At 64.5% G+C, this 24,322-nt stretch carries 20 protein-coding genes; 18 read left to right on the top strand and 2 right to left on the bottom strand.

Features of this window, described 5'->3' with window-relative positions:
• Positions 1–38: 38 nt before the first annotated feature.
• Positions 39–1,817, bottom strand: a complete 1,779-nt coding sequence (locus tag FBY20_RS09130) for a M61 family metallopeptidase (RefSeq protein WP_370458330.1) — start codon at positions 1,815–1,817, stop codon at positions 39–41.
• A 21-nt stretch (positions 1,818–1,838) separates the two neighbouring features.
• Here FBY20_RS09130 and FBY20_RS09125 point away from each other — a divergent pair, with 21 nt between their 5' ends.
• From FBY20_RS09125 to FBY20_RS09045, 17 genes are all read left to right on the top strand, one after another.
• Entirely contained in the window at positions 1,839–2,615 is a 777-nt protein-coding gene (locus tag FBY20_RS09125; protein WP_056327615.1) for an enoyl-CoA hydratase, read from the top strand.
• A 255-nt stretch (positions 2,616–2,870) separates the two neighbouring features.
• Positions 2,871–4,421, top strand: coding sequence for a DUF1254 domain-containing protein (locus FBY20_RS09120; protein WP_142051584.1), 1,551 nt, complete (start codon positions 2,871–2,873; stop codon positions 4,419–4,421).
• Positions 4,422–4,857: 436 nt separating this feature from the next.
• Positions 4,858–5,271, top strand: coding sequence for an ATP synthase subunit I (locus FBY20_RS09115; protein ID WP_063955419.1), 414 nt, complete (start codon positions 4,858–4,860; stop codon positions 5,269–5,271).
• A gap of 82 nt (positions 5,272–5,353) precedes the next feature.
• Positions 5,354–6,235, top strand: coding sequence for a F0F1 ATP synthase subunit A (atpB, locus tag FBY20_RS09110; RefSeq protein ID WP_056327613.1), 882 nt, complete (start codon positions 5,354–5,356; stop codon positions 6,233–6,235).
• Between the two features lie 118 nt (positions 6,236–6,353).
• Positions 6,354–6,596, top strand: a complete 243-nt coding sequence (atpE, locus tag FBY20_RS09105) for a F0F1 ATP synthase subunit C (RefSeq protein ID WP_003815363.1) — start codon at positions 6,354–6,356, stop codon at positions 6,594–6,596.
• 144 nt (positions 6,597–6,740) lie between these two features.
• The gene (locus FBY20_RS09100; RefSeq protein ID WP_008167494.1) at positions 6,741–7,211 is read left to right on the top strand and encodes a F0F1 ATP synthase subunit B; all 471 of its coding nucleotides are present in this window, start codon (positions 6,741–6,743) and stop codon (positions 7,209–7,211) included.
• Positions 7,212–7,223: 12 nt separating this feature from the next.
• Complete coding sequence (locus FBY20_RS09095; protein WP_056327612.1) at positions 7,224–7,763, top strand: F0F1 ATP synthase subunit delta; 540 nt, start codon at positions 7,224–7,226, stop codon at positions 7,761–7,763.
• A gap of 28 nt (positions 7,764–7,791) precedes the next feature.
• Positions 7,792–9,333, top strand: coding sequence for a F0F1 ATP synthase subunit alpha (gene atpA / locus FBY20_RS09090; RefSeq protein WP_056327611.1), 1,542 nt, complete (start codon positions 7,792–7,794; stop codon positions 9,331–9,333).
• 98 nt (positions 9,334–9,431) lie between these two features.
• A complete protein-coding gene (gene atpG / locus FBY20_RS09085) occupies positions 9,432–10,337 on the top strand; it encodes a F0F1 ATP synthase subunit gamma (RefSeq protein WP_008167500.1) in 906 nt (301 codons plus the stop codon).
• A gap of 43 nt (positions 10,338–10,380) precedes the next feature.
• Complete coding sequence (gene atpD, locus FBY20_RS09080) at positions 10,381–11,781, top strand: F0F1 ATP synthase subunit beta (protein WP_056327610.1); 1,401 nt, start codon at positions 10,381–10,383, stop codon at positions 11,779–11,781.
• Positions 11,782–11,790: 9 nt separating this feature from the next.
• Complete coding sequence (locus tag FBY20_RS09075) at positions 11,791–12,216, top strand: F0F1 ATP synthase subunit epsilon (RefSeq protein ID WP_056327609.1); 426 nt, start codon at positions 11,791–11,793, stop codon at positions 12,214–12,216.
• Positions 12,217–12,408: 192 nt separating this feature from the next.
• Positions 12,409–13,323 (top strand): helix-turn-helix domain-containing protein, encoded by a 915-nt coding sequence (locus FBY20_RS09070; RefSeq protein ID WP_142051579.1) that lies wholly within the window; start codon positions 12,409–12,411, stop codon positions 13,321–13,323.
• A 126-nt stretch (positions 13,324–13,449) separates the two neighbouring features.
• Positions 13,450–14,523 carry a uroporphyrinogen decarboxylase gene (gene hemE / locus FBY20_RS09065; RefSeq protein ID WP_108697056.1) on the top strand — a complete coding sequence of 358 codons (1,074 nt, stop codon included), beginning with the start codon at positions 13,450–13,452 and terminating at the stop codon, positions 14,521–14,523.
• A gap of 336 nt (positions 14,524–14,859) precedes the next feature.
• Positions 14,860–16,965 carry a primosomal protein N' gene (locus FBY20_RS09060; protein ID WP_062840109.1) on the top strand — a complete coding sequence of 702 codons (2,106 nt, stop codon included), beginning with the start codon at positions 14,860–14,862 and terminating at the stop codon, positions 16,963–16,965.
• A 303-nt stretch (positions 16,966–17,268) separates the two neighbouring features.
• Positions 17,269–19,332 (top strand): UvrD-helicase domain-containing protein, encoded by a 2,064-nt coding sequence (locus FBY20_RS09055; RefSeq protein ID WP_142051576.1) that lies wholly within the window; start codon positions 17,269–17,271, stop codon positions 19,330–19,332.
• 73 nt (positions 19,333–19,405) lie between these two features.
• Positions 19,406–20,260 carry a class II glutamine amidotransferase gene (locus tag FBY20_RS09050; protein WP_056327605.1) on the top strand — a complete coding sequence of 285 codons (855 nt, stop codon included), beginning with the start codon at positions 19,406–19,408 and terminating at the stop codon, positions 20,258–20,260.
• 125 nt (positions 20,261–20,385) lie between these two features.
• Complete coding sequence (locus FBY20_RS09045; protein WP_142051574.1) at positions 20,386–21,003, top strand: hypothetical protein; 618 nt, start codon at positions 20,386–20,388, stop codon at positions 21,001–21,003.
• A 76-nt stretch (positions 21,004–21,079) separates the two neighbouring features.
• Here the strand turns inward: FBY20_RS09045 and dapD are convergent, their stop codons facing one another.
• Positions 21,080–22,057 carry a 2,3,4,5-tetrahydropyridine-2,6-dicarboxylate N-succinyltransferase gene (gene dapD / locus FBY20_RS09040; protein ID WP_056327603.1) on the bottom strand — a complete coding sequence of 326 codons (978 nt, stop codon included), beginning with the start codon at positions 22,055–22,057 and terminating at the stop codon, positions 21,080–21,082.
• A gap of 1,015 nt (positions 22,058–23,072) precedes the next feature.
• On the opposite strand from dapD, the gene FBY20_RS09035 reads away from it, so the two are divergent.
• Positions 23,073–24,235 (top strand): IS3 family transposase gene (locus tag FBY20_RS09035; RefSeq protein ID WP_174245396.1). Its coding sequence is split into 2 segments (ribosomal slippage): positions 23,073–23,343 and positions 23,343–24,235, totalling 1,164 coding nucleotides; the frame shifts between segments, so codons are not numbered across the junction.
• Positions 24,236–24,322 lie beyond the last annotated feature (87 nt).

The following is a 24,322-nucleotide window of genomic DNA, read 5'->3' as shown; positions in this document are numbered from 1 at the left end:
ATAGTTTTTTTGCGGCAACCCTCCGCAAGTCAAAACGCTTAAACCAACACACACTCCGCAGCCTCAGGCCCACTCAACTTCACCCGAAACTCCCGCAGCTCATCCCGCCGAAACACATGCACGGTCACCCGATCCCCAACCCGGTACTGTGCCAGCAGCAGATCCAATCCCGCCGGCGCATCCACCCGTAGTCCATCGATAGCCACCAGCACATCACCCGCCGACAAGCCTCCCTTGTGCCCCGCCCCGCCTTCAAGAACCGTCGCCAGCGTCAGCGAGTCGCCTTGCTTGCGCGTGCGCACATCCAATGACGGAATATTGGCCGACGTCTTCCATTGCAGCTTCACGCCCTGTGTTTCCAGCAACGAAGCCAGCGGCACATCCGCCGTCCCATACGCATGCCGAGCGATGAAGCGCCGCGTGTCCACCCCCGTCGCTTCCTCGATCAGCGCCGGCAGTCCGTCTTCCGGCAAACCGTGCGGCTTGCCCCGATAGAAGTCCCGGCCATAGCGATCCCACAGCAACCGCATCACATCGTCCAGCGAATACGCGCCCGACGATTCCTCGCGGATCAGCAGATCCAGCCCAAGCGCCACCAGCGCACCCTTCGTGTAGTAGCTCACCAGCGCATTCGGCGAATTCTCATCCTGCTTGTAATAGCGCGTCCACGCATCGAAAGAGCTCTCTGCCACCGACTGCTTGTGGCGGCCCGGCGTGCGGGCCACGCTGGTGATCGTCTTGGCCAGCAGGCGCAGGTAATCCGCGCGCGTGATCGCGCCCGAGCGCAGCAGCAGCAGATCGTCGTAGTAGGACGTAAAGCCTTCGAACACCCACAACAGGCGCGTCAGGTCCGGTTGCGACAGATCGTACGGCGCGAAGACATCCGGCTTGATGCGCTTGACGTTCCAGGTGTGGAAATACTCGTGGCTCACGAGCCCCAGGAATCCCCGGTAGCCTTCGCCCTGGCCTTGCTGGCCCAGCACCGGCAGGTCCTTGCGCGCCGTCATCAGCGCCGTGCTGGCGCGATGCTCCAGGCCGCCGTAGCCGTCGCCCGTCACCATCGTCATGAAGACATAGCGGTCCGCGCTGTCCAGGAACGGCGCGCGCTTCGTGCGGGGTTCGAAGAAAGCGATCTGCGTCTCGCAGATCTTCTTCACGTCGTCCGTGATGCGCGCCAGATCCAGATTCGGCGCCACGCCCGTGAACACAAGCTCGTGCTCCGCGCCGTGCGCCACAAAGCGCGACACCTGCGGCGTGCCCATCTCGACCGGGTGATCGATCAGCGCGTCATAGTCCGGCGCCAGGTATAGCCCGAAACCGTGACGGCGCGCCGCGCCCTTGTGGCCTGCGGCTTCGGGCAGGCTCGTGTAGACCTTCCAGCCGTCGATGCCGCGCGGCGGCGCCAGGTCCACCAGGCAGGGCTCGTGGTCCTGGCAGTGCACGCGCAGGAACACGCTGGTGCCATTGAAGAAACCGTGCGTCTCGTCCAGATGCGCGCCGCGCACCGACAGATCCCACGCGTAGACCGTGTACTCGACCTGCAACGGGCCCTCGCACGGCGCGGCCTGCCAGGTGTGGTTGTCGATCTTGTCGACAGTCACGCGCCGCGTGCCGGCACGGGCCGACACGGTTTCGATCTGGCGCGAGAAATCGCGGATCAGGTAGCTGCCCGGGATCCAGGCGGGCAGCGACAGGCGCTGCCCGGCGGGCGAGGGCGATGCGATCGTAAGGGTTATCCGGTAGCGGTGGCCGGCGGGATCGTGCGGCGCAAGGCGGTAAAGTATGGGAGGTACGTCATCATTTTTTTTCATGCTCATATCTTATTACCGGAGACATTCATGAGCGAGTCGTTTGTACTGGTCGAAACCCGGGGCCGAGTCGGCCTGCTGACGCTGAATCGTCCCAAGGCGCTCAACGCGCTGAACGATCAGCTCATGGACGAACTGGGCGCCGCGCTGCTGGCGTTCGAGGCCGATCCCGACGTCGGCTGCGTCGTCATCACCGGTAGCGAAAAGGCCTTCGCGGCGGGGGCTGACATCGGCGCCATGAAAGACTGGTCGTACATGGACGTGTACGGCAGCGAATACATCACGCGCAACTGGGAAACGCTCAAGCGCATCCGCAAGCCCGTGATCGCCGCCGTGGCCGGCTACGCGCTGGGCGGCGGCTGCGAACTTGCCATGATGTGCGACATCATCATCGCGGCCGACACCGCCAAGTTCGGCCAGCCCGAAATCAAGCTGGGCGTGATTCCCGGCGCCGGCGGCACGCAGCGTCTGCCGCGCGCCGTCGGCAAGGCCAAGGCCATGGACCTGGCGCTGACCGCCCGCATGATGGGCGCCGAGGAAGCCGAGCGCGCCGGCCTCGTGTCGCGCGTGGTTGCCGCGGACAAGCTGCTTGAGGAAGCCATGGACGCCGCCACCGTCATCGCCTCCATGTCGCTGCCGTCGGTCATGATGGCCAAAGAATGCGTCAACCGCGCCTTCGAAGGTTCGCTCAACGAAGGGCTGCTGTTCGAACGCCGCGTGTTTCATTCGCTCTTTGCCACCGAAGACCAGAAGGAAGGCATGGCCGCGTTCACCGAAAAGCGCAAACCCGACTTCAAACACCGTTAATCCTTGTTACGGCTGTGCCTGCGTGAATCGCAGGCCACGCATTGCCAGGCGCGCCCTATGAAGGCGCGCTTTTTCATGGCCATCTGCACGCAAAGTGCAGGTTTCGCCTTGAAACGTCTGGCTAGCACCTTGTTGCAGACTTCGGCCCTATCCTGAATGAGCGTCATCCCGAGGTGCCGCGCCAGAGCGGTTTGCTGTCACTGGCAAATCCCGCGCGGCGGCTCGATTGCAAACAAAATCAAGAAGGAGCCTTGCATGCGTAAACCCATCGCTACCCGCCGGCTGACCACGGCTGCGCTCGCCGGCGCGCTCAGCGTCTGCTTCATCAATGTCGCCCAGGCTCAATCGCCGCAATCCACGCTGCGCCTGGTTTCCGAGACGCCGTACGCCGCCCCGCAGGACGCCCCGCGGATGAGCGAGGCGGAATTGCGCGATACGGCCATCGATGCCTACGTCTACGCGTATCCCATGGTGCTTATGGAACTGGCACGCCGCCAGGCCACGGCGGTGCAAAGCCCGCTGGACGGCAAGGCGCCGATGAACCAGTTCGGCCACAAGGCCGCCTTCCCGGATCCGCGCGCGGCTGACACGCCCTGGCCCAGCGCCGACGCGCTGTACTCCAGCCTGTGGTTCGACGTCTCGCGCGCGCCGCTCATCATCAATCTGCCCGACACCGGCGGCCGCTACACCGTGCTGTCGGCGCTGGACATGTGGAGCGACGTCTTTGCCTCGCGCGGCACGCGCACCAATGGCAACGGCGCGCAGTCCTTCGCCATCGTCGGCCCGAACTGGAACGGCACCGTGCCGGCCGGCGTCGACGTGATCCGCAGCCCGACCTCGATGGGCTGGCTGATCGGCTGGACGCAGGCGGGCGGTCCGCAGGACTACGCCGCGGTCAACCAGATCCAGTCCGGCATGACCGCGCGTCCGCTGCTGGTCCCCGTGACGCCCGCCACCGCGCCGCGCGGCCGCAACGCCGGCAACGCATACCCGCAGACCGGCTCGGGCATCGGCACCGCGCCCATCGGCAGCAACCTGCCCATGCCGGCGCCGGCCGTCACGGTGCCCGACGGCACCCCGGCCGAGCAGGTCGCGGGCATGGATGCCGCTTCGTACTTTGCCGTGTTCTTCGACGCGCTGCGCAACAACCCGCCGCACGCCAACGACACGCCCATGCTGGACCGCATGCGCCGCATCGGCCTGGATGACCGCCAGCCGTTCTCGTATGGCCGCCTGAGCCCGGCAGTGCAGCAGGCGTTGACCGACGCGCAACCCCTGGCCGGCCGCCGCATCGCCGACAACGTCTCGCGCCTGGCCACCCCGATCAACGGCTGGAACACGGTGCTGACGGGCATCGGCACCTACGGCACCGACTACACGCGCCGTGCTGCCATCGCCTATGCCGGTCTGGGGGCGCCCACGCCGGAAGACGTGCTGTACCCGGTGACCGTGTCCGATTCCAAGGGACGTCCGCTGGATTCCAGCGAAGACTACGTCCTGCATTTCGACAAGGGCCAGCTGCCGCCGGCCCAGCTCTGGTCGCTGCACGTCTACAACAGCAAGTACGGCTTTGCCGAGAATCCGGCCAACCGCTACGTGATCCGCAGCACCGACGGTCTGAAGTACAACGCCGACGGTTCGCTCGACATCTACGTGCAGCGCCGCGATCCGGGCGAATCCAAGCGCGCCAACTGGGTCAGCACGCCTGCCGCCGACGGTCCGTTCGTCCTCAGCATGCGCCTGTACTCGCCGCAGAACACCGCCCTGGACGGGCAGTGGGCGCCGCCGCCTGTCAAGGAAGACTAATCCCGGGCAAGCCCGAATCTGCTGAACGCATCGCTGCCGACGCGCATCTGCCAGAACGCACAAGGCGCGCGGTCTCCGACAAGGGGCCGCGCGCCTTTTCTTGCAGAGGCGGGACCGGCGGCCACGCCCCGGCAGAGCGCTCGCTCGTCCCCAATTTTTCCGCCGCAAGCAGGCGTTGTTGCCTCCTTACAAACGGCCGAAAGTTCATTTGCTAGGGTGCAAAAAACCAAGCTATACTCTGCGGGTTTGACGCTTGCGGGATAAGAAACATGCGCTTCAAAAAGCGCGCCGGTTCCCACAGGGCCAGGTTAAGCGGGGAAGTTTGATGCGGCAGAACTCCATGCAGCAACGGCAGGGTTTAGGGCAAGGTCCTGGACAAAGTCTAGGGGCGGAAAGTCTGAAGCCCAGTCTGGATCAGGATTCGATCGATCCGGACGTGGTGGAAGTTCTGGTGCTCAGTGACGCGGATCGCGCGGCGCTGAACGCTCAAGCCAGCCGCGGGCTCTTGTTGGCATTGGCGGCGCAAGGCGCCATGGGGCTCGCAGCAGCAGTAATTGCGGGGGTTGTCGGAGGGGCGGCGGCAGGTTGGTCGGCGCTGGCGGGGGCAGGAGCGTATTTCATACCCAATGCGTTGTTCGCATTGCGCCTGGCTGTCAGCGTTCGGGCCGGCAAGGCCAGTCCCTTTACCTTTCTCTCTGGTGAGTTGATCAAGTTGTTCGCAACGGCATTGCTGTTGTGGCTGCTTTCGCGTGTGACGCATGACTGGCTTGTGTGGCCTGCCGCGTTGCTCGGCCTGATACTCACCCTGAAAGGCTATCTCCTGCTTCTGATGTTCCGCAGGCTGTCTTAGCGCCGAGTAAGTTGCGGCAAACGAAATCGTGGAATCGTCCGGTTCGCAAGGACCGGGCATACAGCAAATAGGATAGGTTCAAATGGCTGCTGCCAGCGACGTGTCGCCTCAATCCGCGTATATTCAGCATCACTTGGTGCATCTGAACAATACCGGTGAGAAACAGAGCGCTATTGCTCAGTTCGACATCATCAATTACGACTCGTTGTTCTGGTCCGGCCTGATGGGCCTGATCGTCATTTTCTTCCTGTGGCGCGCTGCCCGCCGTGCGACCAGCGGTGTTCCTTCCCGCTTCCAGGCCTTCGTGGAAATGATCGTCGACATGGTCGACGACCAGGCCAAGGGCATCGTCCACAACGCCAAGAGCCGTCTTTTCATCGCCCCGCTGGCCCTGACCGTGTTCCTCTGGATCATCCTGATGAACGCGCTGGACTTGCTGCCCGTCGACCTGCTGCCCTCCATCTGGCGCCTGACCGGCCTGGGTGCTGAGCACGGCGATCCCCTCTATTACCACCGCATCCTCCCGACCGCCGACCTGAACGTGCCGATGGGCATGTCGCTGGGCGTGCTGCTCCTGATGTTCTACTACGGCATCAAGATCAAGAAGCCGGGCGGTTTCGTCAAAGAACTGTTCACCGCGCCGTTCCATGCGCATGGCCTGGGCGCCATCGTGCTGGCCCCGTTCAACCTGCTGCTGAACCTGATCGAATACGCCGCCAAGTCCGTGTCGCTGGGCATGCGGTTGTTCGGCAACATGTTCGCCGGCGAACTGATCTTCATGCTGATCGCCCTCCTGGGCGGCGCCTGGACCGGCTTCAACGGCGCCAGCATCGGCTTGGGCATCGGCCACATCCTGGCCGGCTCGATCTGGGCAATCTTCCACATCCTGATCGTTCTGCTCCAGGCCTTCATCTTCATGATGCTGACGCTGGTGTATCTCGGCCAGGCTCACGAAGGCCATTGATCCCCCGAATTTCCGGCGTCGGCCACCCGGCCGGCACCGGATAGCAAGATTATCTTGCATTGAGCTGTACCTCTTATTTTTCAATTTTTGACTTCAGATTTCTAACCAAGGAGTTGTCATGACCAACGTCGCTTTCGTTGCCCTCGCTTGCGGTCTTATCATCGGTCTGGGCGCTATCGGCGCTTGCATCGGCATCGCACTGATGGGCGGCAAGTATCTGGAAGCTTCGGCTCGTCAGCCTGAACTGATGAACGCTCTGCAAACGAAGATGTTCCTGCTGGCTGGCCTGATCGACGCGGCATTCCTGATCGGCGTGGGTATCGCCATGCTGTTCGCCTTCGCCAACCCGTTCGTCGGCTAAGGCACCGCCCGCCGGCAAATAGGTGGGTCATGACGCTGGCGGCGATGAGAGCAACGGCTCCATCGCCGGTCAGCAAAGTATCGAGTGCTCCGCGACGCCCCTTTCCGGGTGCGGTCGGAGCCGAAAGGTGTTAAAGGAACGACCGTGAATCTGAACGCGACGATCATTTTCCAGATGCTCGTGTTCTTCGTTCTGGGCTGGTTCACGATGAAATTCGTGTGGCCTCCCCTGACGAAGGCGATGGACGAGCGCCGCCAAAAAATCGCCGACGGCCTGGCCGCCGCCGAGAAGGGCAAAGCCGACCTGGCTCAAGCCCAGGCGCGCGTCAGTCTGATCGAGGCTTCTGCCAAGTCCGAAAACCACGCACGCATCATCGAGGCCGAGAAGCAAGCCGCCTCCCTGATCGAGCAGGCCCGCCGCGAAGCGGAAGCCGAACGTGCCCGCATCGTGGCGCAGGCTGCCCAGGATGCCGCGCAGGAAGTCCAGCGCGCCCGCGAAGCGTTGCGCGACGACGTCGCCGCGCTGGCCGTCAAGGGTGCTGAACAGATCCTCAAGCGCGAGGTTGACGCCCGCGCACACGCCGAGCTGCTGAACCAGCTCCGCGCGCAGCTCTAATCCGGGACCGTCATGGCTGAACTTTCCACTGTTGCCCGGCCCTACGCTGAAGCGCTCTTCAGTGCAGCGCGCGACGACAAGGCCGGTCTGCCGGCGTGGGCCGACCTGGTCAGCGAAATGTCGCAGGTCGCCTCCAACCCCGACGTGCGCGAGGCCATGGCCGATCCGCGTCTGGGCGACAAGCAGCGCGTCGAACTGTTTACCGGCCTGATCAAGGCCGATTTGCCGCAAGCCGCCCGTAATTTCATCGAGCTGCTGGTCGAAAACGACCGGCTGCTGCTGCTGCCCGAGATCGCCTCGCAATTCGTCGCGCTGCGGAATCGTCACGAAGGCACGGCGCAGGCGGAAATCACCAGCGCGTTCGAGCTGAGCGATGCCCAGGTCAAGGATCTGGTCGCCGCGCTCGAACAAAAATTCGGCCTCAAGCTCAAGCCCAGCGTTACCGTCGACCCGTCGTTGATCGGCGGCGTGCGCGTGGCCGTCGGCGACCAGGTGCTCGATACTTCCGTACAAGCCCAATTGGTCCGCATGCGCGATCAGCTCGCCGCTTAAGGCTACTAACAGGATTCCAGGAGTCAATATGCAACTCAATCCCTCCGAGATCAGCGAACTGCTCAAGAGCCGCATCGAGGGCCTGGGCGCTTCGGCTGATGTCCGTACTCAGGGCACCGTCGTGTCCGTGACCGACGGTATTACCCGCATCCACGGCCTGTCGGACGTGATGCAGGGCGAAATGCTCGAATTCCCCAACAACGTTTTCGGTCTGGCGCTCAACCTCGAGCGTGATTCCGTCGGCGCCGTTATTCTCGGCGACTACACCGGCGTTTCCGAAGGCGACCAGGTCAAGACGACCGGCCGCATTCTGGAAGTTCCGGTTGGTCCGGAACTGAAAGGCCGCGTGGTCAACACGCTGGGCGAGCCGATCGACGGCAAGGGCCCGGTCAACGCCAAGGCCACCGACATCATCGAAAAAGTGGCGCCTGGCGTTATCGCCCGCCGCTCGGTGTCGCAGCCGCTGCAAACCGGCATCAAGGCTATCGACTCGATGGTTCCCATCGGCCGCGGCCAGCGCGAACTGATCATTGGCGACCGCCAGACCGGCAAGACCGCCGTGGCCGTCGACACGATCATCAGCCAGAAGGGCAAGGGCGTCACCTGCGTGTACGTCGCTATCGGCCAGAAGGCGTCGACGATCAACAACGTGGTCCGCAAGCTCGAAGAGCACGGCGCGATGGAATACACCATCGTCGTGGCCGCCTCGGCTTCCGACTCCGCCGCCATGCAGTACCTGGCCGCCTACGCCGGCTGCACGATGGGCGAATACTTCCGCGATCGCGGCGAAGACGCCCTGATCGTCTATGACGACCTGACCAAGCAAGCCTGGGCCTACCGCCAGGTCTCGCTGCTGCTGCGCCGTCCGCCGGGCCGCGAAGCCTACCCGGGCGACGTGTTCTACCTGCACTCGCGTCTGCTCGAGCGTGCCGCTCGCGTCAACGAAGAGTACGTCGAGAAGTTCACCGAAGGCGCCGTCAAGGGCAAGACCGGCTCGCTGACCGCGCTGCCGATCATCGAAACCCAGGCAGGCGACGTGTCGGCCTTCGTTCCGACCAACGTGATCTCGATCACCGACGGCCAGATCTTCCTGGAAACCGACCTGTTCAACGCCGGTGTCCGCCCCGCAATCAACGCCGGTATCTCGGTGTCCCGCGTCGGTGGCGCTGCCCAGACCAAGGTCGTCAAGAAGCTGTCCGGCGGTATCCGTACCGACCTGGCGCAGTACCGTGAACTGGCCGCTTTCGCGCAGTTCGCCTCCGACCTGGACGACGCGACCCGCCGCCAGCTCGAGCGCGGCAAGCGCGTCGTGGAACTGCTCAAGCAGCCGCAATACCAGCCGCTGCAGGTGTGGGAACTGGCCGTCACGCTGTACACGGTCAACAACGGCTACCTGGATGACGTGGACGTGGCCCAAGTGCTGTCGTTCGAGAAGTCGCTGAAGGATCAGCTCAAGGCCAAGCACGCGGCCCTGATCCAGCGCATCGAAGACACCAAGGAACTGTCCAAGGACGACGAGGCCGAACTGGCCGCCGCCGTTCAGGAATTCAAGAAGCACGGTGCTTTTTAAGAAAGTGATGGGTTAGGCGTCCAAGGCGCCTCACCCATCCTTCCCGGATGGTTGAGGCGCGAGCGGAACCCATCGGCCAGTCTTCACAGGAAAGCGCAATGCCCGGAATTAAGGAAATCCGAACCAAGATCAAGAGCGTGCAAAACACGCGCAAGATCACCAAGGCGATGGAAATGGTCGCCGCATCCAAGATGCGCAAGGCGCAGGAACGGATGCGTGCTGGCCGTCCGTACGCCACCAAGGTGCGCGAGATTGCTGCGCACCTGATGCAGGCCAATCCCGAGTACAGCCACCCGTACCTGGTCGAACGCGAAATCAAGGCGGTCGGCGTGGTCATGGTGACGACCGACAAGGGTTTGTGCGGCGGCTTGAACACCAACATCACCCGCGTGACGTTGGCCAAGCTGAAAGAGTTCGAGAAAAACGGCATCGCCGTGCAAGCGACCGCTTTCGGCAACAAGGGCGTGGGTGTGCTGACCCGTATCGGCGCCAAACTGGTTTCCCAGGAAGTGCAACTGGGCGACAAGCCGCAACTGGACCGCCTGCTGGGCGCGATCAAGGTGCAGCTGGACGCCTACCTGGAAGGCCGTATCGACGCGCTGTACGTGGCCTCGACCCGCTTCGTCAACACGATGAAGCAAGAGCCCCTGTTCCTGCGTCTGCTGCCGCTGGCCAGCGGTTTGGAAGATCCGTACCAGACGGGCGCCGAAAGCCTGGCCAAGACCTCGGAAGTGAAGTCGGAATACAGCTGGGATTACATCTACGAACCCGACGCCCGTAGCGTGATCGACGACCTGCTGCAGCGTTACGTTGAAGGCCTGCTGTACCAAGCCGTGGCCGAGAACATGGCTTCGGAGCAGTCGGCCCGGATGGTCGCCATGAAGGCGGCGTCGGACAACGCCAAGAAGGTCATCGGCGATCTGCAACTGGTCTACAACAAGACCCGTCAGGCCGCGATCACCAAAGAAATTTCGGAAATCGTAGGGGGCGCTGCCGCCGTTTGAGGCAGGCAGCATCCCGTCAAAAGCTATCAAGCAAGGAATCGACATGAGCAACGGAACCATCGTTCAGTGCATCGGCGCCGTGGTGGATATTCAGTTCCCCCGCGATCAAATGCCCAAGATCTATGAAGCGCTTACTCTGGCCGACGAGGGTTCCTCGTTCGCCGAAAAGGGTCTGACGCTGGAAGTGCAGCAACAGCTGGGCGACGGCGTGGTGCGTACCATTGCGCTGGGCTCCAGCGACGGCCTGCGCCGCGGCATGAAGGTCACCGGCACGGGCGCCCCGATCTCGGTGCCCGTCGGCACCGGCACGCTGGGCCGCATCATGGACGTGCTGGGTCGTCCCATCGACGAAGCCGGCCCGATCCAGCACGAAGAAAAGCGTGGTATCCACCAAGCCGCTCCCCGTTTCGACGAACTGTCGCCGTCGGTGGAACTGCTGGAAACCGGCATCAAGGTTATTGACCTGGTGTGCCCTTTCGCCAAGGGCGGCAAGGTCGGCCTGTTCGGCGGCGCCGGCGTGGGCAAGACCGTGAACATGATGGAACTCATCAACAACATCGCCAAGCAGCACAGCGGTTTGTCGGTGTTTGCCGGCGTGGGTGAGCGTACCCGTGAAGGCAACGACTTCTACCACGAAATGGAAGAGTCGAACGTTCTGGACAAGGTCGCGATGGTGTTCGGTCAGATGAACGAACCCCCCGGCAACCGTCTGCGCGTGGCGCTGACCGGCCTGACGATGGCCGAGAAGTTCCGTGACGAAGGCCGCGACATCCTGTTCTTCGTGGACAACATCTACCGCTACACGCTGGCCGGTACCGAAGTGTCCGCACTGCTGGGCCGTATGCCGTCCGCCGTGGGTTACCAGCCCACGCTGGCCGAGGAAATGGGCAAGCTGCAAGAGCGCATCACCTCGACCAAGACCGGCTCGATCACCTCGATCCAGGCCGTGTACGTCCCTGCGGACGACTTGACCGACCCGTCGCCTGCCACGACCTTCCAGCATTTGGACTCGACCGTCGTGCTGTCGCGTGACATCGCCGCCCTGGGTATCTACCCGGCCGTCGACCCGCTGGATTCGTCCAGCCGTCAGCTCGACCCGCAAGTCGTCGGCGAAGAGCACTACGCCGTGGCCCGTGGCGTGCAGCAGACGCTGCAGCGCTACAAGGAACTGCGCGACATCATCGCGATTCTGGGCATGGACGAACTGTCGCCGGAAGACAAGCAGGCCGTGGCCCGCGCACGTAAGATCCAGCGCTTCCTGTCGCAGCCGTTCCACGTCGCCGAAGTGTTCACCGGTTCACCCGGCAAGTACGTTCCGCTGGCCGAAACCATCCGTGGTTTCAAGATGATCGTCAACGGCGAGTGCGATGCCCTGCCGGAACAGGCGTTCTACATGGTCGGTTCGATCGACGAGGCCTTCGAGAAGGCCAAGAAACTGCAATAAGGAACCGATATGGCTACCCTGCATGTGGATGTGGTCAGCGCAGAGGAAGCGATCTTCACCGGTGAGGCGAAGTTCGTGGTTCTGCCTGGCGAGTCGGGTGAACTGGGCATTCTGCCCGGCCACACCCCGCTGATCTCGCGCATACGCCCCGGAACGGTCAAGATCGTTCGTGCCGACCAAGGCGAGGAAAACATCTTCGTCGCCGGGGGTATCCTGGAAGTTCAGCCGGGCAGCGTGACGGTTCTGGCCGACACGGCTATCCGTGCCGCCGACCTCGACGAAGCCCGCGCCCTGGAAGCGCGCCAGAAGGCCGAACTGGCCCTGGCCAACGCCAAGGACAAGGCTGACATCGCTGTCGTCGAAGCCGAGCTCGCCATGCTGGCTGCACAAGCAATCGCGGCGCGCAAGCTGCGCCAAGGCGGCCGCTCGCACTAAGCGGCAACGCGGTTCTCCGGGCTTGCCCCGGACACGAAAGAAGCGGCCCCCGGGCCGCTTTTTTCATGCGGGTGCGAAACTTCGAAACCCATGCGGACGCCCCGTCACGGTCAGCCGCAATGCGTTCACTACGAATAGTCGCGGAGGTGTTGCAACAGTAGCCTTCAGTTTTGCGATGCAAACGAGGAAGGCATGCGAGACGTGCTGGATTGCGGGGTGCTGATGGCGCCCGATCATGAAACGACGATGGGCGCCTGGGTCGAAGGCCATCAGGGCAGGGTGACGCGCGTGCGGCTGCATGCGGTGTCCCTGGCGCCGCCGCCGGGCTCCCTTGCCCGGCAGTCGCTGTCGCTGCGGCGTTACGACGCCTGCATCCTGCCCGTGGCGCCGGGTTCGCTGGCGTGGGCCCGGATGGCACTGCAGCAAGCCAGCAGCGCGCTCTCCACCCCCATTCTGCTGATGATCCACGACGTGAAGGCGCCTGCGATTCTCGATCTGCTCAGCTTGGGCGCGGCCGATTTCATCGGCCAGCCGGTGTGCCTGGAAAGCCTGCGCGTACGGCTGGTTCGCCTCGCCCGCCGCAGCGCCTTGCCGGGCGCCGGCGCGACGGGCGGGGTCCATGAGCGCCGGGCCAGCTATCTGAGCGCCGACGCGCCGACGGGCGGCGCCGGGCATGCGCTCGCCGGGCAACGCTTCTCCGACGCCGGCGAGCTTGAGCGCGCGCCGCTCTTGCATCACGCGTCCCACTCATTGCTCGGGCGTCATGCGCCTCATGCGCACCACCCGTCTATCGGTCCCCACGCGGCGTCCGCGCGTCCCAGGGTGGCCGTCGATGTCATCGAACACGCCTTGAGCAGCATGCGCCACCAATACAAGCGGGGCGCGCCAGAGACCTTTCGCGCCGCAAAGGCGCAGGTGGTAAACGGATTCGAGCGCGAATACATCCGCCACGCGCTGTCGCGCCACGGGGGCAACGTGGCGCAGGCAGCGCGCGCGTGCGCCAAGCACCGCCGGGCGTTCTGGGCCCTGATGCGCAAGCACGGCATAGAAGCCGCACCCTACCGCCAGGCCGCGCAGGCGGCCGCCCTGCAGCACGAAGGCGGCTAAGGCGCAAAGGCGCCAACCCGTCCCCTGCGCTGCCCCTTGCGCGTGCGCAATCGCCCGGATACAGCCGCCGCGCGCCTTGCTGGCCAGGGGAAGTAAACTCACGGCTTCCGATCATCGAGGTTAGCCGTGTCCGCTCCCCGTTTGAAGAACGATGTGTTCTTGCGCGCCCTGATGCGCGAACCCGTGCCTTATACCCCCATCTGGCTGATGCGCCAGGCGGGCCGCTATCTGCCTGAGTACCGCGAGACGCGCGCGCGTGCGGGCTCGTTCATGGGCCTGGCGCAGAATCCGGACTTTGCCTCGGAAGTCACGCTGCAGCCGTTGGAACGCTATGACCTGGACGCGGCCATCCTGTTCTCGGACATCCTGACCGTGCCGCACGCGATGGGTCTGGGGCTGGACTTCGCCGAAGGCGAGGGCCCGCGGTTTGCGCATCCCATCCGCACCGAAGAGGACGTGGCGCGCCTGGCGGTGCCCGACATGGACAAGCTGCGCTACGTGTTCGACGCGGTCAGCACCATCCGGCGCGATCTTGACGGCAAGGTGCCGCTGATCGGCTTTGCTGGCAGCCCCTGGACCATCGCCTGCTACATGGTTGAAGGCAAGGGCAGCGACGACTACCGCCTCATCAAGACGCTGCTGTACTCGCGCCCGGATCTGCTTCATCGCATCCTTGAGATCAACGCCGAAGCCACCCTGCAATACCTGAATGGCCAGATCGCCGCGGGCGCTCAGGCCGTGATGCTGTTCGACAGCTGGGGCGGTGTGCTGGCCGATGGCCTCTTTCAGCAGTTCTCGCTGGCCTACACGAAGAAGGTCGTGGCGGGCCTGACCCGCGAGCACGAAGGCCGGCGCGTGCCGGTCATCGTTTTCACGAAGGGCGGCGGTCAATGGCTTGAAGATATCGCAGCCTGTGGCAGCGATGCCGTGGGCCTGGACTGGACGGTGGATCTGGCGGCGGCCCGCCGGCGCACCGGGGATTCGGTCGCGTTCCAGGGCAACCTGGATCCGATGGCGCTCTTTGGTGGCGCCAGCGCCATCCGCAAAGAGGCGCGTCGGGTGCTGGACGCGTTCGGACCGGTGGGCAAGGGCGGCCATGTGTTCAATCTGGGACATGGCATTTCTCGCTTTACTCCGCCAGAAGCGGTAGCTGAATTGGTCGATGAAGTCCACCAACACAGCCGCGCCCTGCACGCGTAAGTAAGTGAACGCTTCGGCCCCAAGGGCCGAAGCAAGCAGGCCGCGAAGGCGACTTGTGCACAATAAATTCAGCCTCGGGGAAAACCCTTCCCAAGCTGGCTTACATTCTTGAAACCGGCCTCAAGTGCCTGTTTTATATCGGAAAATGTCGCTTATCAACAGGGATGCAATAGTTTGTGCATTCTTGCCATATTCCATTTTCCGATGTTGCTCTTGCCTTTTCCCCAAAGTTATCCACAGGCGTCGGTGGATCAATGGCGTCCGGGCAGGCGACAATCGTCCCATGCCGCGCCTGGCGCTTCTCATACTTTCGGCTAGTCCTATTTCTGTAGATGAATGTCCCCCGATTCCCTGCCTGACGCGCAAGTAAAGCCCGACTCCTCAGCGGTGTGCTGGGTGCGCGTCGCGCTGGACGTGCCGTTGCCCGGCCCGTTCGATTACCGCAGCGATGCGCCGATCGCCGTCGGCCTGCGGGTGATCGTTCCGTTCGGCCGGCGCAAGATGATCGGGGTGGTCGTCGACAATCCCGCCGAACCTTCTTTTGAGCCCAAACAGATCCGGCCCATCGAGGCGGTGCTGGACGATCTGCCGCCGTTCGACGAGGCGTGGTTGCGCATGGCGCGCTTTGCCGCCGACTACTATCAGCGGCCCCTGGGCGAGGTGATGCTGCCCACGCTGCCGCCGCCGCTGCGCAAGCCCACGTCCTATCAGGGCAAGCGGTCCGGGGAAGGGCCCGTGGCGCGCATGGATGCGCGCAAGCGCAAGACCGTGCGCGCGCCGGCCACGCCCGACCAGCCGCCCGCGCTGAACGAAGCGCAGGAAGCCGCGGTGCAAGCCATTGGCGCGCTGGACGGATTCAAGCCGGTGCTGCTGCATGGCGTGACGGGAAGCGGCAAGACCGAGGTCTACCTGCGTGCCGCCGAAAAGGTCCTGGCGGCGGGGCGGCAGGTGCTGTTGCTTGTCCCGGAAATCAACCTGACGCCGCAGCTTGAAGCCGCGCTGCGGGCCCGCCTGGAGTCGCTGGTCGGGCCCGAGGGGCTGGCGGTCATGCACAGCGGCCTGTCCGACGGCGAGCGGCTGCAGGCCTGGACCCGCGCCCATCGCGGACAAGCCCGCATGCTGCTGGGCACGCGCATGTCGATCTTCGCGCCGCTGACGCAGCTGGGGCTGATCGTGGTCGACGAAGAACACGATGCGTCCTACAAGCAGCAGGACGGACTGCGTTATTCGGCGCGCGACCTGGCCGTGTGGCGCGCTCACGATCTGAACATCCCGGTCGTGCTGGGCTCGGCCACGCCGTCGCTGGAGACCTGGCAGCACGCCGAGCGCGGCCGCTACCTGCGCCTGACGCTGCCGGGCCGCGCCCGCTCCAGCGAACTGCCCAAGATCCGGCTGGTGGACACGCGCCGCCTGCAAATGAAGCAAGGCCTGTCGCCGCAGCTCGTCGAGGCCATCGGCCAGCGGCTCGAGCGCAAGGAACAGGTGCTGATCTTCCTGAACCGGCGCGGCTATTCGCCCGTCCTGCACTGCCAGTCCTGCGCCTGGGTCAGCAACTGCCCGCGGTGCACGGCCTTTACCGTGCTGCATCGCACCGATGGCCGCGGCCATCGCCTGCAGTGCCATCACTGCGGATACCAGGCCCCCGTGCCGCGCGCCTGCCCCGAATGCGGCGACCAGGACTTGGCGCCGATGGGCCGCGGCACCCAGCGTGTCGAGGAACACCTGGCCGAACTCTTTCCCGAGGCGCGCATCCTGCGCATCGACGCCGACAGCACGCGCAAGAAGGGCAGTGCCGAGGCGTTGTTCGCGTCCGTGCACGCCGGCGAGGTCGACATTCTGGTGGGCACGCAGATGGTGGCCAAGGGCCACGACTTTGCGCGGCTGGGACTGGTGGGCGTGCTGAACGCGGATTCGATGCTGTTCGCCCATGATTTCCGCGCGCCCGAGCGCCTCTTTGCGCAACTGATGCAGGTGGCCGGCCGCGCGGGCCGCCACCAGGGCAACGGAGAAGTCCTGATCCAGACCGGCTACCCCGAGCAGCCGGTGTACCAGGCCCTGCTGCGCCACGATTACGCCGGATTCGCGCGCCATGCGCTGCACGAGCGCGAAAGCACCGGGCTTCCGCCCTTCGTTTACCAGGCGCTGCTCACCGCCGAAGCGCGCGAGCTCAAGGTGGCCCAGGCGTTCCTGGAGCAGGCGCGCGTGCTGCCCGAGGGCGAGTGGGCCGCCGATTTTCCGGGCATGGACGCGATCATGCTGTATGACCCCGTGCCGCTGCGCGTGGTCCGCGTGGCCAACATCGAGCGCGCCCAACTGCTGGCCGAAAGCAGCAGCCGGCCGGCCCTGCAAGCGTTTCTGGCTTCGTGGTCCCACCACCTGCCTTATCTGGCCAACGAGGCGCGCGTGCGCTGGCAACTGGAAGTCGATCCGCTGGAAATCTGATCGGCGGTGAAGCGGGACGCGCGTGCGACGGGGCGCTGCGGCAACAGTTCGCCGCTGCATTGCTCCGGAGCCGCGAACCTGCGGCCACGTGGGGCGCCTCTGCGGCCACCCGCCGATGCGCCATCGACCCGATTGTTCTATGATCGTCTTCCTCTATCGCACCGGCGCGGCAGACCCGCTGCGGCGGCTGCGCCCGTCCCCTTTTTCTCGCGTTTTTCCGGCCCATTGACGGGCAGCGGCAGGCCCCTTGCTTGCCGGCTGTCCTGGCATGGCCGCCGCAACGCATGACGATCTGAATCTCCAATGTCCGCAAGCGAACCGATTGGCCACGGCATGAATCCCGCGCAGCGGGAGGCGACGCTTTACCTGGACGGCCCCTGCCTGGTCCTGGCGGGCGCCGGCAGCGGCAAGACGCGCGTCATCACGCAGAAGATCGCGTATCTGCTGCGCGAATGCGGCTACATGGGCCGCAACGTGGTGGCGCTGACCTTCACCAACAAGGCCGCGCGCGAAATGGACGAGCGCGTGAAGACGCTGGTGGACCGCAAGCTGTCCAAGGGCCTGATCATCAGCACCTTTCACTCGCTGGGCGTGAAGATGCTGCGCGAAGAAGCGCGCAACGCGGGCCTGAAGCCCACGTTCTCCATCCTGGATGCCGACGACGCCATGTCGATCATCCAGGAACTGCTGGCGACCACCGACAAGGCCCGCCTGCGCCACGTGCAGGGCATCATCTCGCTGTGGAAAAACGCGCTGATGGAACCGGACGACGCCGCGCGTGAAGCCATCACCCCGGGCGACGTCGAAGCCGCCAACGTCTATCGCAGCTACGCCGCCACGCTGGCCGCCTATCAGGCGGTCGACTTCGACGACCTGATCCGCATTCCCGCGCAGCTGCTGGCCAGCAACGAAGAAGTGCGCACCCGCTGGCAGAACCGCGTGCGCTACCTGCTGGTCGATGAGTACCAGGACACCAACGTATGCCAGTACCGGCTGGTGCAATTGCTGACGGGCTCGCGCGCCATGTTCACCGCGGTGGGCGACGATGACCAGGCCATCTATGCCTGGCGCGGCGCCACCATCGAGAACCTGGCCAAGCTGACCACCGACTACCCCAACATCAAGCTCATCAAGCTCGAGCAGAACTACCGCTCGGTGCAGCGCATCCTGGCGGCGGCCAACCAGGTCATCGAAAAGAACCCCAAGCTCTTCGAGAAAAAACTGTGGTCCGAGCTGGGCGTGGGCGAACCCATCACGGTGGCGGCCATGGACGGCGAGGAACAGGAGGCCGAGTCCATCGCCATGAAGGTGTCGGCGGCGCGCTTTGAGCGCCAGGCCCAGTGGAAGGATTTCGCCATCCTGTACCGCAGCAATCATCAGTCGCGCATCCTGGAACAGGCGCTGCGCAACCTGAAGATCCCGTACACGATTTCCGGCGGGCAGAGCTTTTTCGACAAGGCGGAAGTGCGCGACATCCTGGCGTATCTGCGCGTGCTGGCCAACGACGACGACGATCCCGCCTTCATCCGCGCGGCAACCACGCCCAAGCGCGGCATCGGCCAGGCCACGCTGCAGGCGCTGGGCCAGTATGCGGCCAGCCGAGAACTGTCGCTGCTTGCCGCCGTGGCCGAGACCGGCCTCGAAAGCGTGCTCGCGCCCCGCCAGCTTGAACAGCTGCGCACGTTTGCTGAATTCATCCGCCGCATGCAGTGGCGCGCCGGTCGCGGTGCGGCTTCGGGCAAGGACGCGGCGCCCGCGGAACCGGCCGGCGCGATTCTCGACGACCTGCTTGAAGCCATTCAGTACGAGCGCCACCTGTTCGAACTCTTCGAGGAACGGCCCGCGCAGACGCGCTGGCAGAACGTGCTGGAGCTGACCGGCTGGCTCAAGCGCAAGGCCGAGGAAGACAACATGACGCTCTTTGACCTGGTGCAGCACGTCGCCTTGGTCACCATGCTGGAGCGTGGCGAGGAAGACGAGCCCGATGCCGTGAAGATGTCGACGCTGCATGCCTCAAAGGGTCTGGAATATCCGCACGTGTACCTGGCGGGCGTCGAAGAAGGCCTGCTGCCTCACCTGGGCAAGGACGACGAAGTCGGCGACCCGGCGCGTGCGGCCGAAAACCTGGCCACCCGCATCCAGGAAGAACGGCGACTGATGTATGTCGGCATCACGCGCGCGCAGCGCAGCCTGCACCTGAGCTGGTGCAAGCGCCGCCGCCGTGCGCGCGAAGACCTGGTCCGCGAGCCCTCACGCTTCATCGAGGAGATGGGACTGGGCGACGTGCGCATCCAGGAAGACGACGCGACGGCCGCCATGAGCCCCAAGGAGCGCATGGCCATGCTGAAGGCGCTGCTGAACAAATAGGGCCGGCGGCGCGGGCTTGGAGAAAGTCCTGCCTCGCTCCTACACTGGCCTGTCCGGATCGAAGGAGCGCATCATGTGCCGTTGGCTGGCTTATACCGGTAGTCCCCTGCAGATGGAGAGCGTGCTGTTCAAGGCCAAGCACTCGCTCATCGAGCAGAGCCTGCATTCGCGCCTGGGCGCCACCACCACGAACGGGGACGGGTTCGGGCTGGGGTGGTACAGCCGCGCCATCGAAGGCCGGCCCGCCGAGCCGCCCTTTCGCTACCGCAGCGTGCACCCCGCCTGGAACGACCGCAACCTGCGCGAGGCGGCGCGCGCCATCCATGCGCCGCTATTCGTCGCACACATCCGCGCCGCCACCGACACCCCCGCGCAGGAAACCAATTGCCACCCCTTCCGCCACGGGCACTGGCTGTTCGTGCACAACGGCCTCATCCGCGACTATCCGCTGTTGCGGCGCGACCTGATGCTGATGATCGCGCCCGGGTATTTCGGGTCGCTGGAAGGCTCCACGGATTCCGAGGTGATGTTTCTCTTGGCCCTTACGTTCGGCCTGGACGAGGATCCCATCGCGGCCATCGCCCGCATGGTCGGCGCCGTGGAGGAAGCCGGCCGGCGTCACGGGGTGGCGCATCCCATCAACATGACGGTGTGCGCGTTGGACGGCGAACGTCTCATCGCCGTGCGCTATTCCAGCGAAAGCGACTCGCGCACGCTGTTTCACAACACCTGCGTGCGCCACCTGCGCGAACTTTATCCCGACAACGCGCAGATCGCCGCCATGGACGACGACGCCTTCCTGCTGCTGTCCGAGCCCCTGTCGGACATGGCGGGCGTCTGGGAAGAAGTGCCCGAATCCACGGCAATCATCGCGGGACGCGGCAACGTGCAGCACTTCCGGTTTGCGCCGATTCCGCCGGGCGAGTGATCTGCGTCGAAAGTGCGGGAATTGGGGTCATCAAGCACGTATTTCGCATATGGGCGAGAATACGGCTCGCAAGACATTGCGACGTCCTGGGCCGCGAGAGCACCCCAATCCAATCAGGAAGTTGCATGACAGATAGCCAAACCCCGCAGGCCATAGACGCATTCGCGGTGTTTACGCGCACGGGGCGCGCCCCGGATTGCTTTGAATTGCACGAAAAAGGCGTAGTCGCTCAGGAAGGCCGCGCCCGCTGCTACACCGCGTTCGCGGACATCCACGACCTCTGCCTGTACGCCAGCCGCCCGGACACGGCCGCGGCTCCCGCCGACAGCCTGGCGTTTCGCAGCGCCCCGCAAGGCGCTTGGACCACCGCCGACGGCGTCGACGATTTCCCCGCCTTCATGGATGCCTTTCGCGCGCAGTACGTGGCGCAGCGCCTGCCGGTGCTGGAAGCGCTGCAGGCGCAAGGCGCGCGCGTCGCGTTCCGCTATATCGCGGGCGGCGGCTTCCCCGACCTCAAGACGCGCGAGCTGTCCCTGTCCGCGCAAGGCCTGCATATCGACGGCGCCACGTGGCCATACGAGTCGCTGCAGCCCATCGATCTGGACGATTGGACCGACGCGGTCACCCTGCAGGACGACAACGGCGAGACGGTCTTCACGTGCCGTGTCGCGAACATCCTGAGTTCCGACCTCTTTGTAAACCTGGTCTACGACCGGTTGGGTCAGACGGCGCAATACGCCTGACGCCGGGCACCGGCCCAGCAAGCCGATCGCGCCACGCTTCGCAAGATATGGCCGCCGGGGGGCGGCCATGTTTCATTCAATGCCCCGAATGCAGGGCAGGATTCAACGTGCCCCACGCCGCGGTGCGCACCAGCGCCTCCACCGCGCCCGTCTGCGAGTTGCGGCGGAACAGCAGCCCATGCTGGCCCGCCAGCGACACCGCCTTCACGACGGCCCCCTCCGGCGTCAGCACCCGCGTGCCGGCCGTGATGTAGCAGCCGGCTTCGACCACGCAGTCATCGCCCAGCGAAATGCCCAGGCCGGAATTGGCGCCCAGCAGGCAACGCTTGCCGATCGACACCACCTGCTTGCCGCCGCCCGACATGGTGCCCATGATCGACGCGCCGCCGCCGATATCGGTGCCATCGTCCACGATCACGCCCGCGCTGATGCGGCCTTCGACCATGGACGCACCCAGCGTGCCAGCGTTGAAATTGCAGAACCCTTCATGCAGCACGGTGGTGCCCGGCGACAGGTGCGCGCCCAGCCGCACACGCGCCGTGTCCGCGATGCGCACGCCGCTCGCCACGACGTAATCGGTCATGCGCGGGATCTTGTCCACGCTGCGAATTTCCAGCACCTGCCCGGTGGCGCGCAGATGCCAGCGCAGCGCGTCCACCTGTTCCACCGCACAAGGCCCCACCGAGGTCCACGCGACGTTGGCCAGCACCCCAAACAACCCATCCAGATTGGCGCCGTGCGGCCGGATGAGCCGGTGGCTGAGCAGATGCAGCCGCAGATAGGCATCGTGCGCATCGACGGGCGGCTCATCCAGCGACGAAATCGCGGTCCGCACGGCGACGATATCCACCTTGCGGCGGGTGTCCCGGACGAGCGCGGTGGCGACGTGCTCGCCGAGGGCGGCGCGCGCTTCTTCTGGCGTCAGGTGACGCGTTCCCGTGGGCGGGGCGTTATCGGCGAGCGAGGGCCGCGGATACCAGGTGTCTAGGATGGTGCCGTCGGCGGCTAACGTTGCCAGGCCGTAGGCGATGGCGCTTGTGGGGGGGGCGGACATGACGGGGGGCGATTGATGGCGATTTTGGTGGGCGACATTCTAGGCGAATGGGGGTGGATGTTGGTGGTATTTGGGGGGGGCGGTTTTGTCTACTACGGATCTGGCTTTACCTAGGTGTCTGACGTGCGCGGAGACGACCCTCGGAGACGGTATTTCGCGTTGAGGAGCGCATTTCCTGGGTGTCTGACATTGGTCCTCGTTGCGACCGTCTTCGTAGGTCGCCCGACGCCGCGGTCACCGTGGGCACGATCGCCCACGATTGCGGTCCGGAGCCTTCGCTCCGGACTGCCCCTTCGTCATCTTCGTCCGCCTTCGGCTCCCTTCAGATTCCCTCGGGCGCATCGACGGCGCTCGCACCCACGGTGCCCGCGACGCCGTGCTGCCAGGGTCTTTGGTTTGGGGCGCTGTAAGACCTGTGGTCAGGGCAGGGGATCTGCGGGGCCGCCGACTTGCTGCCGCCCGGGCGGCGGCAATCGGCATCTGGGCTGTGGGACGTCGTGGCGGTGTGCGCTTGCGCGCTGGCAGAGGGTTGTTAGCTAATGGGCCGCCGTCACGGGGGGAGGGGCGGTGATGGGCGGCGCGTCGACGGGTAGCCACAGCTTGCCGACCCGTACGCGCCGCCCATCGGGCACTGGGGTTCAAGTGACGATTATTGGCGTCTCTGCCTGAACCTGCGCAGCGCGTTTGCTGCTGCCGGTGTCTGACACCCTAGGGAGACGCACTTGGTATGACGGGAATCTCACCAGGGTGTCAGACACCTTAGGAGGATTATTGGCGTCGCTGCCTGAACCTGCCTAGAGCGTTTGCTGCTGCCGGTGTCTGACACCCTAGGGAGACGCTCTTGGTCTGACGGGAGTCTCCCCTGGGTGTCAGACACCAGGGGCAGGCGCAGCCACGCGCGAAGCGTCATCGCCACGACGCAAGACGCCGCGTAAGTCCCCGGAGGCCGCCCGCGCGGCCTGTAGTGGTCTAATTTTGGTAGACACCCATTTAGGTTGAACCTAGGAGGTGAGTCATGACCAAGATAAAGCGGCGTGCCTTTACGGCTGAGTTCAAGCTTCAGGCGGTTCACATGGTTATGGACAAAGACCTTAGCGTGGCCGAGGTCTGCAAATCGTTGGGGATAGGCGAGACAGCACTGCGGCGGTGGCTGGTCCAGTACAAGGCAGATCGACTGGGCGATCCTGGTCCAGGCTTGCCGATCACGCCCGAGCAACGACGTATCCGCGAGTTGGAGATGGAGTTGCGCCAAGCGAAGGTGGACATGGAGCTGTTAAAAAAAGCCTCGGCCTTCTTTGCCCGCGAGCTCAAGTGAGCTTTGCCCTGGTGGCGCATATGCAACAGAAGGCCTATCACGTCAGCCACATCTGCCGGGTGTTGGGTGTTAGCCGATCCGGTTATTACGCTCAGCGTAGCCGACGGATACGTCCTAAGGCGTTGCGCGAACAGGTGCATGTAGCCGCGGCATTTAACGCAAGTGGATCGACGTACGGTAGCCGCCGTATCTCTCACGCGTTGCGAGCTGAAGGCATTGTCATTGGCCGCTATCGTGCGCGCACTCTGATGCGGCAGGCCTTTCTAAGACCCGTTTGGAAGCGTCGGTTCGTTCGCAACCCGATCACCGATTTAGGGCAGCCGACGTTCAAGAACGTGCTCGATCGGCAGTTCGATGTGAGCCAGCCCAACCGAGCTTGGGTGACGGATGTCACTTGCATCAATACGGCTCAGGGATGGCTTCATCTGGCCGCCGTGTTGGATCTGTACTCGCGACGTCTGATTGGCTGGGCGACATCGCCAACGACGCATACGCCCGTCGTTCGCCAAGCACTGGAGATGGCAATTCGGCAGCGCCGACCTCGACCTGGGCTCGTGCTTCACTCCGATCGAGGCTTCCAGTACGGAAGCGCGGAATACCAGGCAATTCTTGCTGCGCACGGCATCGTGTGCAGCATGAGTCGCAGAGCAAACTGTTGGGACAACGCAGTCATGGAGAGATTCTTCCTGAGCCTGAAGGTCGAACGCCTATGGAAGGCGTCCTACGCCACCCGTGCCGAGGCCCATCGGGACATCCAGGACTACATCGAGAACTTCTACAACACCCGGCGGTTGCACTCTACGTTAGGGTATCTGGCTCCGGCCACCTATGAGGCCCGCCGGCCGCGAAAACAACCGACCTAAGTGTCCACTAAAACTTGACCACGACAGCCGAACGGGGACGGGCACCGCAAGACGCTTCTCTTCCAAACGACTGCGTGCAAGAACCTC

The sequence above is a fragment of the Achromobacter sp. SLBN-14 genome (genome assembly GCF_006715415.1).
In the GTDB taxonomy this organism is placed as follows: Bacteria; Pseudomonadota; Gammaproteobacteria; order Burkholderiales; family Burkholderiaceae_B; genus Achromobacter; species Achromobacter mucicolens.
The sequence above is the reverse complement of the archived record's forward strand: the minus strand, read 5'-3'. Positions and strand labels throughout refer to the sequence as shown.